The following is a 14673-nucleotide window of genomic DNA, read 5'->3' as shown; positions in this document are numbered from 1 at the left end:
CGCGTCATGGGAATGGGCCATTTTTTCGTCGACCGACCCATTTTTGCGTCGGTCATTTCGATTGTTCTGATGATCGTCGGCGCGGTCGGGCTGCTCGCGCTTCCGATCGCGCAGTACCCCGAGATCGCGCCGCCGACCATCGCCGTGACCGCGTCCTACCCGGGCGCGAACGCCGAGACGATCGCCGAGACCGTCGCCGCTCCGCTGGAGCAGCAGATCAACGGCGTCGAGGGCATGATCTACATGAACTCGCTGGCGACCGGCGACGGTCAGCTGCAGCTCACGGTCACCTTCGCTCCGGGCACCAACCAGGACATCGCGCAGGTTCAGGTCCAAAACCGCGTCGCCCAGGCGTCGCCGCGGCTGCCGGAGGCCGTCAGCCGAACCGGCGTGCAGGTCAACAAGCGATCGTCGGACTTCCTGATGGTCGTGAACCTGATTTCGCCCAAGAAGTCGCTCGACACGCTCTATATGTCGAACTACGCGTCGGTGAACATCGTCGACGCGCTGAAACGCCTCGAGGGCGTCGGCGACATCCGAATCTTCGGCGAGCGCGAGCTGTCTCTCCGCATCTGGCTCGATCCAAACCGCCTCGCGGCCTACGGGCTCGCGGCGAGCGACGTGGTGTCGGCGATCTCCGCCCAGAACGTGCAGGTCTCGGGCGGCGCGCTCGGCGCTCCCCCGTCGCCGCCGGACGTGGCGAACCAGATCACCGTCACGACCCAGGGCCGGTTCCAAAGTCCGGAGCAGTTCAAGCAGATCATCGTCCGCAACACGTCGGACGGCCGGCTGCTCAGGGTCGGCGACGTGGCGCGCGTCGAACTCGGCGCGAGAAGCTACTCGTCGAATTCCTATCTCGCCGCCGATCCGACGGTCGGCATGGGCGTGTTCCAGCGGCCGGGCACCAACGCGACCCAGGCCGCTGAGCAGATCAAGGCCACGATGGAGACGCTGAAGGCGTCCTTCCCCGAGGACCTCGAATACCGCATCGAGTACAATCCGACGGAGTTCATCAACGAGTCGATCGCGGCGGTCGAGGAGACGATCTACGAGGCCGTGGCGCTCGTGGTCATCGTCGTGTTCATCTTCCTGCAGTCATGGCGCGCGGCGATCGTGCCCGTGGCGGCGATCCCGGTGTCGTTGATCGCCACCTTCTTCGTCATGAACCTGTTCGGCTTCTCGCTGAACATGCTCACGCTGTTCGGCCTGATCCTCGCCATCGGCATCGTCGTGGACGACGCGATCGTCGTCGTGGAGAACGTCGAGCGCAACATCGCTCTAGGCAAGACCCCGCGCGAGGCGGCCCACGCCACCATGGACGAGGTCGGCGTCGCGGTCATCGCGATCGCGCTCGTGTTATGCGCGGTGTTCGTGCCGACGGCCTTCATTCCCGGCATCTCGGGCGTGTTCTACCAGCAGTTCGCCCTGACCATCGCCGCGTCGACCGTGCTGTCGGCGCTGGTCTCGCTGACGCTATCTCCCGCCCTCTGCGCCATCCTCCTGAAGCCGCACAAGCATGGCGGCAAGCGCGGACTGGGACAGCGGGCGGCCGACCTGTTCAACCGCAACTTCGATCGCGGCGCGCACGGCTACAGCTCGTCCGTCGGCTGGATGGTGCGGCACAAGTCGATCTTCCTGATCATCTATGTCGGCCTGATCGGCGGCGCGCTCTACATGTTCTCGTCGGTGCCGCGGGGCTTCATCCCGCAGGCCGACCAAGGCTATGCGATCCTCGTGGTGCAGTTGCCGGAAGGCGCAAATCTGCAGAGGACCGACGCGGTCGCTCGGCGGGCGAGCGAGATCGCTCGCAGCGTGCCGGGCGTGAAAAGCGCGGTCACCATCGCGGGCTTCTCCGGCGCGACCTTCTCGGCCGCTTCGAACGCTGCGACGAGCTTCATCATCTTCGATCCGTTCGAGAAGCGGAACGAGTTCGGAGCGGCTCAGCGCGCCCCGGCGATCCTGGCCGAGGCTCAGAAGCGGCTGGGCGCGATCCGCGAGGCCTTCGTCATCGCCATCCTGCCGCCCACCGTGCGCGGCATCGGCCAGGGCGGCGGCTTCAAGATGTACGTGCAGGACCGCACCAACCTGGGCTTCCCCGCCCTGGAAGGCACGGTCAACGAGATGATCCAGAAGGCCAACGCCTCGGGCAAGGTGGCGGGCGTGTTCACGTCCTTCAACACCCGCGCTCCGCAGGTCTATCTCGACATCGACCGCGTGAAGGCGCAGCAGCTGAACGTTCCTGTTCAGAATATATTCGATGCGTTGCAGTCTCTTCTGGGCACCGCCTATGTGAACGACTTCACGGCGCTGGGTCGAACGTTCCAGGTGAACGCCCAGGCGGACGCGCAATTCCGCGTCAAGATGGCGGACGTGTATCAGTTCAAGGTCAGGTCGACGAATGGCGCGCTCGTGCCGCTGGGCACGCTCATCACCGAGCGCAACCAGACGGGCCCTTACACGGTCGAGCGCCAGAACATCTACAACGCGGTCGCGCTGCAGGGTAACGCCGCGCCCGGCGTCTCCACCGGCCAGGCGATCGAATATATGGAAGGGCTGTTCAAGGACGTCGCGCCGCCCGGCGTGCAGTTCGAATGGGTCGATCTCGCCTATCAGGAGAAGCTCGCGGGCAATACGGCGGTCTTCGTGTTCGCTCTCGCCATTCTGTTCGTGTTCCTGTTCCTCGCGGCGCAATACGAGAGCTGGGCCCTGCCGCTCGCGATCATCCTGATCACGCCGCTGTCTCTGCTCGCAGCCCTGCTCGGCGTGGCCGCGAAGGGGTCGGACAACAACATCCTGACCCAGATCGGCTTCATCGTGCTGATCGGCCTTGCGGCGAAGAACGCCATCCTGATCGTGGAGTTCGCGCGTCAGCGCGAGGCGGAGGGCGAGGATCCGATCCGCGCCGCCGTCGACGCATGTCGGGACCGGCTGCGGCCGATCATCATGACGTCGCTCGCCTTCTCGCTGGGCGTGGTGCCGCTCGCTTTCGCGACGGGCGCGGCCGCCGAGCTGCGGCAGGCGATCGGCGTCGCGGTGCTGGCCGGCATGGTCGGCGTGACGGTGCTCGGCCTGTTCCTGACGCCGGTGTTCTACGTCGCCATCCGCATGCTCGTGATCCGGATGAGCCGCAAGAAGGACTCGGGCGACACGTCTCCGCCGCGCGGCGGTACGCCCGGCGACGGGCATGGCGGCCCGGGAGCCGGCGCGGGAGAGGGGCCGTCGGCCCCGCCGACCGCCGCCGCTCCCAAGCCGGGCGAAGGCAGAGCGTCGCCCGGCGACCCGACGCCGCAACCGGCGTGAAGGAGGGGCGGCGTCCCGTCGCCCCTCAGCCCCCGATCGCCTTGGACACGATCTCCTGCGCCTCCGCCTGGATGCGCTTGAGGTGGCCTTCGCCGAGGAAGCTCTCGGCGTAGATCTTGTAGACGTTCTCGGTGCCCGACGGGCGGGCGGCGAACCAGCCGTTCTGCGTCGCGACCTTGACGCCGCCGAAGGCTTCGCCGTTGCCGGGCGCCTTGGTCAGCCGCTCGCGAATCGGCTCGCCCGCGAGCGTGTCGCCTGGAATGTCGGCCGGCGAGAGCTTCTTGAGCTTCGCCTTCTGCTCGGGGGTGGCGGGCGCGTCGATGCGCTCATAGACGGGGTCGCCCAGCGACTCCGTGAGGTCCTGGTAGATCTCGCCCGGGTCCTTGCCGGTGACGGCCGTCATCTCGGCGGCGAGCAGACCGAGGATCAGGCCGTCCTTATCGGTCGTCCACACGGTCCCGTCGCGGCGCAGGAACGTGGCCCCGGCGCTCTCCTCGCCCACGAAGCCGAAGGAGCCGTCGATGAGGCCGTCGACGAACCATTTGAAGCCGACGGGCACCTCGGTCAGGGTGAGGCCGAGCGAAGCCGCCAGCCGATCGATCACGCTCGACGACACCAGCGTCTTGCCGATCGCAGGGGAGCCCTTCCAGTCCGGCCGGTGGCCGTACAAATACGAGATCGCCGCCGCGAGATAATGGTTGGGGTTGAGCAGGCCGACCGAGGGGGCGACCACGCCGTGGCGATCGGCGTCGGGGTCGTTCGCGAACGCCACGTCGAAGCCGCCGCGGTGCTCGATCAGCTTCGCCATGGCGTAAGGCGACGAGCAGTCCATCCGCACTTTGCCGTCCCAGTCCGCCGTCATGAAGCGGAAGGTCGGGTCGACCATCTCGTTGGTGACAGTTAGGTCCAGCTTGTAGCGCTCGGCGATCGGCGCCCAGTATTCGAGCCCGGAGCCGCCCAGCGGGTCGACGCCGATGCGCACGCCCGAGGCGCTGATCGCCTCCATATCGACGACCGAGCCGAGATCCGCGACATAGGCCGCGAGAAAGTCGTGGCGCCCCGTCGTCGGCGCCTTCAACGCCCGCTGCAGCGAGATGCGGCGAACGTCCTTGAGGCCGCCCTCGATCAGTTCGTTGGCCTTGGCCTCGATCCAGCCCGTCGCGTCGCCGCCTGCCGGGCCCCCGTTCGTCGGATTGTATTTGAAGCCGCCGTCCTCCGGCGGGTTGTGCGAGGGCGTGATCACGACGCCGTCCGCGAGCCCGGTGGTCCGGCCTCGGTTGTAGGTCAGGATGGCGTGGCTCACGGCCGGCGTCGGCGTGTAGCGCGCCCCGGTCGAGATCAGCGTCTCGACCTCGTTCGCCGCGAACACCTCCAGAGCGCTCGCGAAGGCCGACTCCGACAGCGCGTGCGTGTCCTTGCCGACGAACAGCGGACCGTCGATCCCGGCCTTGGCGCGGTAGAGGCAGATCGCCTGGGCGATCGCCACGATGTGGGTTTCCGTGAACACGCCGTCGAGCGAGGAGCCGCGGTGTCCGGAGGTGCCGAAAGCGACACGCTGGGCGGCGTGGGACATGTCCGGCTCATTGGAGAAATAGGCTGTCATCAGTCCGGCGACGTCGACAAGTCGATCGGACGGAATCGGTTTGCCGGCGAAGCGGCTGATGTCGGCTGGCACGTGAAGGCTCTCCGCTCGACCGGGCGACAGGCCCGGCCGTCTCGACTGTCGCCGGTTTCGGCGCGGGGCGGAAGATATGGCGCGCAGGACCGAGCGCCAGCCGGGGTCAGCGTTCGAGCACGAGCTTGTCGCGCGAGCTTTCCATGCGGCGAAGGCGGCCGAGGAAGCTCATGCCGAGAAGCGCTCCGTCCATCGCCCCCTGCGTCAGCACCAGCGCGGACACGTCCGGCACGCGCACGGAGCCGATGCGGACGTCGCGCAGGACGACCCGCTTGGCGCCGATCTGGCCGTTCGCCGTGGTGACGCGGCTGTCGAACCGGTCGCCGCCCGAGATGAGCCCCAGCGCCTGGCCCTGTTCGTAGGAGAGGGCGACCACGGTCGCGCCGGTGTCGACCAGCATCGGCACGCGCCGGCCGCCGATGGTGGCGTCGACGCGAAAATGACCGTCAGGGTCCGCGCGCAGCGTGACGACGCCGGACCGATCGTCGTCCTCGCCGCCGGGCGTCTCAACCGATTTGGCAAGGGGCGGCTGGGGCGCGAGCAGGCTGGTGTTCAGCCCTGTCGCGGCCACCGCCGCGGCAGCGACGATCGCGCCGGCTCCGAGCAAGGTCTTGAACACGCAGCCATCCGCCTCAGCACCGCCGAAGCGCTACGGTGCGGCGCTTCGGTGTCGCAGCGGTTAATGCCCGCCGAAGCGGCGAAAAAAAGGTGAACCGGGCGTCAATCGCGCTCGATCAGCCCTTTCGCCACCAGGATCTCGATCACGCGCTCCGCAAGCTCCTCGGCCGTTCCCGTCGGAGTCTCGAGAACAAGTTCGGCGTCCTCCGGCCGCTCGTAGGGGGAGGAGACGCCGGTGAAGTTCGGAATCTCGCCCGCCAGCGCGCGCCGATAGAGGCCTTTGGGATCGCGGGCGATGCAGGTCTCCAGGGGCGTGTCGACGAAGATCTCGACGAACTCGCTCTCGTCCACAAGGCCGCGCACCAGGCTCCGCTCGGCCTCGAAGGGCGAGATGAAGCAGCAGATCACGATCGTGCCGGCGTCGACGAACAGCTTCGCCACCTCGCCGACGCGGCGGATGTTCTCCACGCGGTCGGCGTCGGTGAAGCCGAGGTCCTTGTTCAGGCCATGACGGACGTTGTCGCCGTCGAGCAGCATGGTGTGCTGGCCCATCACCGCGAGCTTCTGCTCGACAACGTTTGCGATCGTCGACTTGCCCGAGCCGGACAGGCCGGTGAACCACAGGATCGCCGGCTTCTGTCGCTTGAGCCGGGCGCGCGCGCTCCGGTCGACCAGCGAGGCGTGGTGATGGATGTTGGTGGCCCGACGCAGGCCGTGGAGGATCATGCCGGCGGCCGCGGTCGCGTTGGTCTCGCGGTCGATCAGGATGAAGGCGCCGGTGTCGTGATTGTCGGCGTAAGCGTCGAAGGCGAGCGGCGCGCCGGTCTCGATGTTGACTTCGGCGATCTCGTTCAGGCCCAGCGTCTTGGCGGCGAGCTCGTCGAGCGTATTCACGTCGATCTTGTGCTTCAGGCCGGTCACCGTCGCCGGCGTGGTCCTCGTCCCGCACTTGAGCAGATAGGAGCGGCCCGGGAACAGGCGCTCCTCCTCCATCCAGATCAGATTTGCGGTGAACTGGTTCGCGACCTCCGGCCGCGCGGTCGGGTGCGCCAGCACGTCGCCGCGGGCGATGTCGACCTCGTCGGCGAGCGTGATCGTCACGCTGTCGCCGGCGTGCGCCGCGTCCAGGTCGCCGTCCATCGTGACGATGCGGGCGACCGTGCTCGATTTGCCCGACGCCGCGACGACGATCGGGTCGCCGGGCCGGACCGTGCCGGACGCCAGCGTGCCGGCGAAGCCGCGGAAGTCGAGATTGGGACGGTTCACCCACTGGACGGGGAATCGCATCGGCTGCGCGGAAAGGTCGGCGTCGACGTCGACCTGTTCGAGATGTTCGAGCAGGGTCGGGCCGCGGTACCACGGCAGGTCCGGCGACGGCGCCGACACATTCGCGCCGGTGAGCGCCGACATCGGGATCGGCGTGATCGACTCGAAACCGAGCTTTTTGGCGAACTCGCGGTAAGACACCTCGATGTCCGCAAAGACGCGGTGGCTGTAGTCCATCAGGTCGATCTTGTTGACCGCCACCACGACGTGCCGGATTCCGAGCAGCGAGCAGATGAAGCTGTGGCGCTTGGTCTGCGTCAGCACGCCCTTGCGCGCGTCGACCAGGATGACCGCAAGGCCGGCCGTGGAGGCGCCGGTCGCCATGTTGCGGGTGTACTGCTCGTGACCGGGCGTGTCGGCGACGATGAAGGTGCGTTTGTCGGTCGCGAAATAGCGATAGGCGACGTCGATCGTGATGCCCTGCTCGCGTTCGGCCTCGAGGCCGTCGACCAGCAGCGCGAGATCGATCGCGGGACCGGTCGTGCCGTACTTCTTGGAGTCCTTTTCGAGCGCCGCGAGCTGGTCGTCGAAGATCAGCTTGGTGTCGTAGAGCAGCCGGCCGATCAGCGTCGACTTGCCGTCGTCGACGGAGCCGCAGGTGATGAAGCGCAGCAGCGTCTTCTGGGCGACGGCGTCCGCGAGCGCGGCGGAGGATGCGGCGGGGGCGTGCATCAGAAGTACCCCTCGCGCTTCTTCTTCTCCATCGAGCCCGCCTCGTCGCTGTCGATCAGGCGGCCCTGACGCTCCGACGTCGTGGAGGCTAGCATCTCGGCGATGATGTCCTCGAGGCTGACCGCCTCGCTTTCGATCGCGCCGGTGAGGGGGTAGCAGCCAAGAGTGCGGAACCGCACGCGCCGCATCTCCGCGACCTCGCCGGGGTTGAGCGGCAGCCGCTCGTCGTCGCGCATGATGAGCGCGCCGTCGCGACGCACGACCGGCCGTTCCGAAGAGAAATACAGCGGCACGACCGGGATGTCCTCCGCCAGCACATATTGCCAGACGTCGAGCTCGGTCCAGTTCGAGATCGGGAACACACGGATCGATTCGCCGGCCTTCACGCGGGTGTTGTAGAGCCGCCAGAGCTCCGGGCGCTGGTTGCGCGGGTCCCAGCCATGGTTCGCGGTGCGGAACGAGAACACCCGCTCCTTGGCGCGGCTCTTCTCCTCGTCGCGCCGCGCGCCGCCGAAGGCTGCGTCGAAGCCGTATTTGTCGAGCGCCTGACGCAGGCCCTCCGTCTTCATCACCTGCGTGTGGATGTTGGAGCCGGACGCGATCGGCGAGATGCCGCGCTTCACGCCGTCCTCATTGATATGCACCAGCAGGTCGACGCCGAGGCGCTTCGCGGTCTCGTCGCGGAAGCTGATCATCTCGCGGAACTTCCACGTCGTATCGACGTGGAGAAGCGGGAAGGGCGGCTTCGCCGGGTAGAACGCCTTCATCGCGAGATGAAGCATCACCGAGGAGTCCTTGCCGATCGAATACATCATGACCGGGTTGCGGAACTCCGACGCCACCTCGCGGATGATGTGGATCGATTCGGCTTCGAGCCGCTTCAGATGCGTCGAGAGGCGTGAGGACATCGGCGACCGATAATTTGACAGAGAAGATATGTAATTTACTGACGTTTACATAAGCGAATTTGTAGCGTGGAGGCAAGGCGACCGACCGTCGCCCTAGACAAGCTCGTCGCGCAGGAAGTCGAGCGCCTTGTCGGGGTCGACGTCGCGCGCCACGAAGCTCTGTCCCACCCCTCGGGCGAGGATGAAGGTCAGCCGCCCGCGCTCGACCTTCTTGTCCTGCTGCATGTGGCGGAACAGGGCCTCCGCGCCGCCGAGCGGGCCGGGCACCGCCTTCGGGCTGACCGGAAGCCCGGCGGCGGCGAGGTGGCGCTCCACGCGGGCGGCGTCGTCCCTCGGGCAGAGGCCCAGAGCCGCGGAGAAACGGAACGCCATCGCCATCCCGATCGCGACGCCCTCGCCATGGACCAGGCGGCCGCCGTCATAGGCGACCTCCGCCTCCAGCGCATGGCCGAAGGTGTGGCCGAGGTTGAGCAGCGCGCGGTCGCCGCTCTCGAGCTCGTCCCGGGCGACGACCGCGGCCTTGGCGCGGCAGCTTGTGGCGATCGCCCGCGTGCGCGCCGGCCCTCCGGCGAACACGGCGGCGTGGTTCGCCTCGAGCCATGAGAAAAAGTCGGGCTGGTCGATCAGGCCGTATTTCACGACCTCCGCGTAGCCCGCGCGGAACTCCCGCTCCGGCAGGGTGTCGAGCGTGTCGGTGTCGGCCAGGACCAGGCTTGGCTGATGGAACGCGCCGATCAGGTTCTTGCCGCGGGGGGAGTTGATGCCGGTCTTGCCGCCGACGGAGGAGTCGACCTGCGCAAGCAGGCTGGTGGGAACCTGCACGCACCGCACGCCGCGTCTCAGGATCGCCGCGGCGAAGCCCGCGAGGTCGCCGACCACGCCGCCGCCGAGGGCGACGACGACGTCGCCCCGCTCGATCCGGGCGGCGAGCAGCCCATCGACCACTTCGGCCAGGGTCGCAAAGCCCTTCGAGCGCTCGCCTGCGGCGACCGTCACGGCTTTCGCGACCAGGCCGGCGTCGCGCAGCGAGGCGAGCGCGCGCGGCAGATGCGCGGTCGCGGCCACGTTCTCGTCGGTGACGACGCCGACCGTGCGAGCGCCAAGCGCTGCGACCCCGGCGCCGAGCCCGTCGAGGACGCCCGCCCCGATGACGATGTCGTAGGAGCGCGCGCCGAGCGTCACGCGGACGCGCTCGGCGTCGGTTTTGCTGAGGGCGGCTGCGGTCATGACGGGCGCTCCGGGCTCGGCTCGGCGCCGAACCGGGCGCTGAGAGCCTCGATCACGTCGCTGACGACCTGCTCGTGGGGGGCGTCGCGCGACAGCACGGTGAGGTCGGCGAGGCCATAGATGGGGTAGCGGGTCTCGACGAGCGCCCTCAAGGTGGCCTCGGGGTCTGCGGAGGCGAGCAGCGGTCGCGAACCGCGCTTGCGCACGCGGCGCAGCAGCACGTCGATCTCGGCCTTGAGCCAGACCGACACCCCGGCCTCGGAGATGCGCGCGCGCGTCTCCGGGTTCATCCAGGCTCCGCCGCCGGTCGCGAGCACCTTCGGGCCTTCCGAGAGCAGTCGCGCGAGCACGCGCGTTTCGCCCGCGCGAAAATACGGCTCGCCGTGCTTCTCGAAGATTTCCGCGATGGTCATGTCGGCGACGGCTTCGATCTCGGCGTCGGCGTCCACGAACGGCATGTCGAGGGCTTGAGCGAGCCGGCGGCCGACGGAGGTCTTGCCGGCGCCCATCATGCCGACCAGCACGATCGACCGACCTGCGAGGCCGGAGCGTATCGCGGCGATCTTGCGGCCTATGTCCTGGCCGGCCGTGGGCTGGACCCGCTCCTGGGGCGGGCGCTGCCGCCCGTCGTCGAGATGTTGCATGACCGCCATAGCTTTTGCGGAAATTGCGCCGTTCCGGGCGCGCGGGCGCAACCTATTCCTAAAGGTCGCCGCCGCACAATCGTCGACGGTTGCGGCCGCCTCGGCGGCGTGTGACCTTTGATCGAGGGAGCGTGCGGGCTCAGGCTCGCGCACGAAACGGTGGCCCATGCCGAGTTTGATGCGTTTTCTGGGCGTGCTCGGCGTGATCGCCGCGCTCGGCTTGGGCGCGGTGTACTCCCTTGCGACCTTCGTCGCGCCGCGCACGCGCGAAATGACTGTGACCATCCCCTCCGCGCGGCTCCGGCCGCCGCCCGTGGCCGAGGTTCAGGCTTCGCCGCCGAACCCGCAGACCGCTGGCGCCGAAGCGGGAGCGTCGGGAGCGACCGCGCGGTGAGCGCCCCGTCGGCCCGCCGTCTGGTCGAAGCGTTCCTGGAAATGGCGAGCGCCGAGCGCGGCGCGGCTGCGAACACGCTCGCCGCCTACCGCCGCGATCTCGAGGATTATGTCGACGTGCTCGCCGGCCGCGGCAGCGCGCCGGACCGCGCCGCAGCCGACGACGTGCGCGCCTATCTCGCGGACCTGTCCGCCCGCGGCTTCAAGGCGTCGTCGGCGGCGCGGAAGCTGTCGGCGGTCCGCCAGCTCCACAAGTTCCTCTACTCCGACGGCTTCCGCGGCGACGACCCGACCTCGGCGCTGCAGGGCGCCAAACGCGGTCGCCCGCTGCCCAAGACGCTGGACGTCGCCGATATGGAGGCGCTGATCGCCGCGGCCGGCGATTGCGGTCCCGATCCGACGCCCCGGGCGGCGCTGGCCGCCGCGCGCCTCGCCTGCCTGCTCGAGATCGCCTACGCCACCGGACTTCGCGTTTCGGAGCTCGTGACGCTGCCGCGCTCGGCCGCGCGGCCGGACGCCGCCGTGATCGTCGTGAAGGGAAAGGGCGGCCGCGAGCGGCTCGTGCCGCTCACCCCGCTCGCGAAGCAGGCGATGGCCGCCTATCTCGCGGCGCTCGCCGCGGCCGGGCGGGAGGCGGAGAGCCCGTGGCTGTTTCCGGGCGGGGGCGACAGCGGCCATCTGACCCGCCAGGTGTTCGCCCGCGATCTGAAGGCCGCGGCGGTCCGCGCCGGCCTCCCGGCGGCGAAGGTCAGCCCGCACGTGCTGCGGCACGCCTTCGCGAGCCACCTCGTGCAGAACGGCGCGGATCTGCGCGCCGTGCAGCAGATGCTCGGCCACGCGGACATCGCGACGACGCAGATCTACACTCACGTGCTCGACGAGCGCGCCCGCGCGATGGTGCGCGATCTGCACCCGCTAGGGGACGAGGCGGCCTGACGGGCGCTGGAGGTCGCGCCGGGCCATCTGTTGACTTTCGTCGCTCCCCCGCCCAACTGTGCCCCCGCTCCGCAGGACCACCGCCACTTCCCGCGCGTCGACGGCGCGGAGCGCGTCCCATGAAAAGCTATCTCGACTTCGAAAAGCCGGTCGCCGAGCTGCAGGCCAAGATCGCCGAGCTTCGCACGCTCGGCGAAAACGGCGACGCCGTGGCCATCGACGAAGAGGTCGGTCGCCTCGAGGCGAAGTCCCGTCAGGCGCTGCAGGAGCTCTACGCCAAGCTCACGCCCTGGCAGAAAACGCTGGTCGCCCGCCATCCGAGCCGGCCGCATTTCTCCGACTACGTCGCCGCCCTGATCCAGGATTTCACGCCGCTCGCCGGCGACCGCGGCTTCGGCGAGGATCAGGCGATCGTCGGCGGTCCCGGCCTGTTCCGCGGCCGCCCCGTGATGGTGATCGGCCACGAGAAGGGGGCGGACACCGAAAGCCGGCTCCGGCACAATTTCGGAATGGCGCGTCCGGAAGGCTATCGCAAGGCGATCCGTCTGATGGGGATGGCCGGACGGTTCTCGCTGCCGGTGATCGCGCTCGTCGACACCGCGGGCGCCTTTCCGGGCATCGAGGCCGAGGAGCGGGGCCAGGCCGAGGCGATCGCGCGCTCCACCGAGGCCTGCATCAACCTCCCGACGCCGAACGTCGCCGTGGTGATCGGCGAGGGCGGGTCGGGCGGCGCCATCGCGATCGCGACCGCCAACACCGTGCTGATGCTCGAGCATGCGATCTACAGCGTGATCTCGCCCGAAGGCGCGGCCTCCATCCTGTGGCGCGACGCCGCCAAGGCGCAGGACGCCGCCACCAACATGAAGATCACCTCCGCCGACCTGATGCGGCTCGGCGTCATCGACGGCATCGTGCCGGAGCCGCTCGGCGGCGCCCACCGAGCGCCCGACAGGGCGATCGAGGCCGCCGGCGAGGCGATCGCGAACGCCTTGCGGCGCTATGACGGCCTGTCGCCGGGGCAGATCCGGGAGGAGCGCCGTCGCAAGTTCCTGGCGATCGGACGCAGCCTGTAGAGCGCTCGTGGAGGCGCCGAAATCCTTGCGGTAACGGTCGGGTAAGGGTATCGCTTTAACCGTCAGGGACGGGAGACCGTCCTTGCTCGATCGGGGAGGCATTTGATGTCCTCAGCACGCCCAGCCGTCGCCGGGGCCGCTCTCGCGGCCGCGCTCGCGCTCGCCGGATGCAAGAGCGAGCAGGCCGTCACCGCCAAGAGCATTCAGCCGATCTCCGCCCAGACCGTGTCGCTGATGACCGAGAAGGGCATGACCCGCCAGGACCCCATCCTGCTGCGGATCTACAAGGAAGAGGCGAAGGCCGAGGTCTGGAAGAAGCGCAAGGCCGACGGCCGCTATGCGCTGCTCAAGAGCTACGACATCTGCCGCTTCTCCGGAAAGCTCGGCCCGAAGATCAAGGAAGGCGACAAGCAGGCGCCGGAAGGGTTCTATTCGGTCGGGCCCGCGCAGATGAATCCGCGCTCGAGCTACTACCTTTCCTTCAACATCGGCTTCCCCAACAAATACGATCAGGCGCTGGGCCGCACCGGCCGGCACGTCATGATGCATGGTGATTGCCTGTCGGCCGGCTGCTACGCCATGACCGACGCGCAGATCGCCGAAATCTATGCGCTCGCCCGCGAATCGTTCTCCGCCGGCCAGAAGTCGTTCCAGGTCCAGGCCCTGCCGTTCCGCATGACCGCGCAGAACATGGCCCGGCGGCGCAACGACAAGAACATGGCGTTCTGGAAGAACCTGAAGCAGGGCTCCGACGCCTTCGAGGTCTCCAAGCTGGAGCCGACGGTCGACGTCTGCGCCAAGCGTTACGCCTTCAACGCCGGGACGAGCGGCGACGCGCCTTGCGTCAACAACGCGGCGCAGCCCGCCATCGCCAAGGCCGTGGCGGCCAAGGAGAAGACGGACAACATCCTGATCGCGCAGCTTTCGAAATCCGAGCCGATCGCGCCCGAATACGTCGCCCAGAATGGGCGCCTGCGGCGGACGCTGGATGAGCCGATCGTGGCCGTCGCCGCCGTCGCTCCGGAAGCCGCGGGAACTCCGCTGACGGCGCAGCCGACGTCGACCGGCAGCGTGGCGGTCGCCTCCGTCTCGCAGAATTCGCGCGGCGTCGTCATGGGAGCGGCCCCGGCCGCCCCGGCCTCCGCCCAGACGGTCGCGCTCGCGACGCCGGTGGACAGCCGCAGCGCGGCGGCCGCGACCGCCCAGGGCAAGCCGGAAGGCTCGTTGTTCGCCCGCATGTTCCGGACCGGCGGCGAAGACCCCTCGCCGGCCGCAGAGACCACGACAGCCGCCGCCCCGGCTCCGGCCATCGAGGTCGCATCCGCTCGGGCCCCGGACGCGAAGCGCGCCTCGCGCGAGATTTCGCCGACCCAGGCGCCGATGATGGCCTCTTCGGTCGGACCCGCGCCTGCGGCGGCCGACCAGCCTGGCGCGGTCGGAAAGCTCAAGGGATGGGTCGGGGGCCTGTTCGGCTCTAACAACGCGCAGGAGACGGCGCCCGTCGCCGCGCCTCCCGTCGCCGCGCCTCCCGTCGCCGCGCCTCCCGTCGAGACCGTCCCGGCGAGCTATGCTCCGCCGGCCGCGACGCCGCGGAGGAACCGCCAGGCGAACCTGCCGGAGTCCTTCCGGACGAGGCCGGCCCCGAATTCCCGGGTGGCGTCGTCGTTCGCCGCGGTCGAATGACGGCGCTCAACGGCGCTCCACGAAACGCATGACAAACAAAAGCGGCCCGGCGATATCGCCGGGCCGCTTTGCTTTGGTTCCGCGATCGGTTCCGGGCCAGCGGAGCGTCTCACGCCTTTCGGCGTCGTCGTGCTCCGCAATGGCGGCGGAACCATCGTGCGTGCGATCGGTCCGAGCAAGCCGCCGCAGTCTGCCCTTGCGCCTTGGTCGGCCGTCGC

The 14673-nt window shown here is 68.8% G+C and carries 11 protein-coding genes; 5 read left to right on the top strand and 6 right to left on the bottom strand.

Translation table 11 applies throughout. From position 1 onward, the window contains the following. Nucleotides 1–6: 6 nt before the first annotated feature. A complete protein-coding gene (locus ACO2RJ_RS13270; RefSeq protein ID WP_423268472.1) occupies nucleotides 7–3300 on the top strand; it encodes an efflux RND transporter permease subunit in 3294 nt (1097 codons plus the stop codon). 25 nt (nucleotides 3301–3325) lie between these two features. Here the strand turns inward: ACO2RJ_RS13270 and pgm are convergent, their stop codons facing one another. From pgm to ACO2RJ_RS13240, 6 genes are all read right to left on the bottom strand, one after another. Then, a complete protein-coding gene (pgm, locus tag ACO2RJ_RS13265) occupies nucleotides 3326–4975 on the bottom strand; it encodes a phosphoglucomutase (alpha-D-glucose-1,6-bisphosphate-dependent) (protein WP_423268471.1) in 1650 nt (549 codons plus the stop codon). 106 nt (nucleotides 4976–5081) lie between these two features. Further along, nucleotides 5082–5594, bottom strand: coding sequence for a retropepsin-like aspartic protease family protein (locus tag ACO2RJ_RS13260; RefSeq protein WP_423268469.1), 513 nt, complete (start codon nucleotides 5592–5594; stop codon nucleotides 5082–5084). 101 nt (nucleotides 5595–5695) lie between these two features. Then, a complete protein-coding gene (gene cysN / locus ACO2RJ_RS13255) occupies nucleotides 5696–7591 on the bottom strand; it encodes a sulfate adenylyltransferase subunit CysN (RefSeq protein ID WP_423268468.1) in 1896 nt (631 codons plus the stop codon). Then, nucleotides 7591–8499 (bottom strand): sulfate adenylyltransferase subunit CysD, encoded by a 909-nt coding sequence (gene cysD / locus ACO2RJ_RS13250; protein ID WP_423268467.1) that lies wholly within the window; start codon nucleotides 8497–8499, stop codon nucleotides 7591–7593. The genes cysN and cysD overlap by 1 nt, the downstream gene beginning before the upstream one ends. Nucleotides 8500–8592: 93 nt before the next feature. Further along, nucleotides 8593–9726 (bottom strand): 3-dehydroquinate synthase, encoded by a 1134-nt coding sequence (gene aroB, locus ACO2RJ_RS13245; protein WP_423268466.1) that lies wholly within the window; start codon nucleotides 9724–9726, stop codon nucleotides 8593–8595. Next, on the bottom strand, nucleotides 9723–10370 hold the full coding sequence (locus ACO2RJ_RS13240) for a shikimate kinase (RefSeq protein ID WP_423268465.1): 648 nt from the start codon (nucleotides 10368–10370) through the stop codon (nucleotides 9723–9725). The genes aroB and ACO2RJ_RS13240 overlap by 4 nt, the downstream gene beginning before the upstream one ends. Nucleotides 10371–10536: 166 nt before the next feature. Here ACO2RJ_RS13240 and ACO2RJ_RS13235 point away from each other — a divergent pair, with 166 nt between their 5' ends. The 4 genes from ACO2RJ_RS13235 to ACO2RJ_RS13220 all read left to right on the top strand — a co-directional run bounded on the left by ACO2RJ_RS13235 (nucleotide 10537) and on the right by ACO2RJ_RS13220 (nucleotide 14455). Beyond that, nucleotides 10537–10764 carry a hypothetical protein gene (locus ACO2RJ_RS13235; protein ID WP_423268464.1) on the top strand — a complete coding sequence of 76 codons (228 nt, stop codon included), beginning with the start codon at nucleotides 10537–10539 and terminating at the stop codon, nucleotides 10762–10764. Beyond that, nucleotides 10761–11699, top strand: a complete 939-nt coding sequence (locus ACO2RJ_RS13230) for a site-specific tyrosine recombinase XerD (RefSeq protein WP_423268463.1) — start codon at nucleotides 10761–10763, stop codon at nucleotides 11697–11699. The genes ACO2RJ_RS13235 and ACO2RJ_RS13230 overlap by 4 nt, the downstream gene beginning before the upstream one ends. A gap of 119 nt (nucleotides 11700–11818) precedes the next feature. Continuing rightward, a complete protein-coding gene (locus ACO2RJ_RS13225) occupies nucleotides 11819–12772 on the top strand; it encodes an acetyl-CoA carboxylase carboxyltransferase subunit alpha (RefSeq protein WP_423268462.1) in 954 nt (317 codons plus the stop codon). Between the two features lie 105 nt (nucleotides 12773–12877). Next, nucleotides 12878–14455 carry a L,D-transpeptidase family protein gene (locus tag ACO2RJ_RS13220; RefSeq protein WP_423268461.1) on the top strand — a complete coding sequence of 526 codons (1578 nt, stop codon included), beginning with the start codon at nucleotides 12878–12880 and terminating at the stop codon, nucleotides 14453–14455. Nucleotides 14456–14673: the final 218 nt, after the last annotated feature.

Source organism: Hansschlegelia sp. KR7-227, from assembly GCF_049446035.1.
Lineage (GTDB): Bacteria > Pseudomonadota > Alphaproteobacteria > Rhizobiales > Methylopilaceae > Methylopila.
This window is presented reverse-complemented; position numbering and strand designations above follow the sequence as displayed.

What these genes read in the sequence shown, in the direction of transcription:
- ACO2RJ_RS13270 (WP_423268472.1), top strand. Translation starts at nt 7, where the DNA reads ATGGGAATGGGCCATTTTTTCGTCGACCGACCCATTTTTGCGTCGGTC.
- cysN (WP_423268468.1), bottom strand. Translation starts at nt 7,591, where the DNA reads ATGCACGCCCCCGCCGCATCCTCCGCCGCGCTCGCGGACGCCGTCGCC.
- cysD (WP_423268467.1), bottom strand. Translation starts at nt 8,499, where the DNA reads ATGTCCTCACGCCTCTCGACGCATCTGAAGCGGCTCGAAGCCGAATCG.
- aroB (WP_423268466.1), bottom strand. Translation starts at nt 9,726, where the DNA reads ATGACCGCAGCCGCCCTCAGCAAAACCGACGCCGAGCGCGTCCGCGTG.
- ACO2RJ_RS13240 (WP_423268465.1), bottom strand. Translation starts at nt 10,370, where the DNA reads ATGCAACATCTCGACGACGGGCGGCAGCGCCCGCCCCAGGAGCGGGTC.
- ACO2RJ_RS13235 (WP_423268464.1), top strand. Translation starts at nt 10,537, where the DNA reads ATGCCGAGTTTGATGCGTTTTCTGGGCGTGCTCGGCGTGATCGCCGCG.
- ACO2RJ_RS13225 (WP_423268462.1), top strand. Translation starts at nt 11,819, where the DNA reads ATGAAAAGCTATCTCGACTTCGAAAAGCCGGTCGCCGAGCTGCAGGCC.
- ACO2RJ_RS13220 (WP_423268461.1), top strand. Translation starts at nt 12,878, where the DNA reads ATGTCCTCAGCACGCCCAGCCGTCGCCGGGGCCGCTCTCGCGGCCGCG.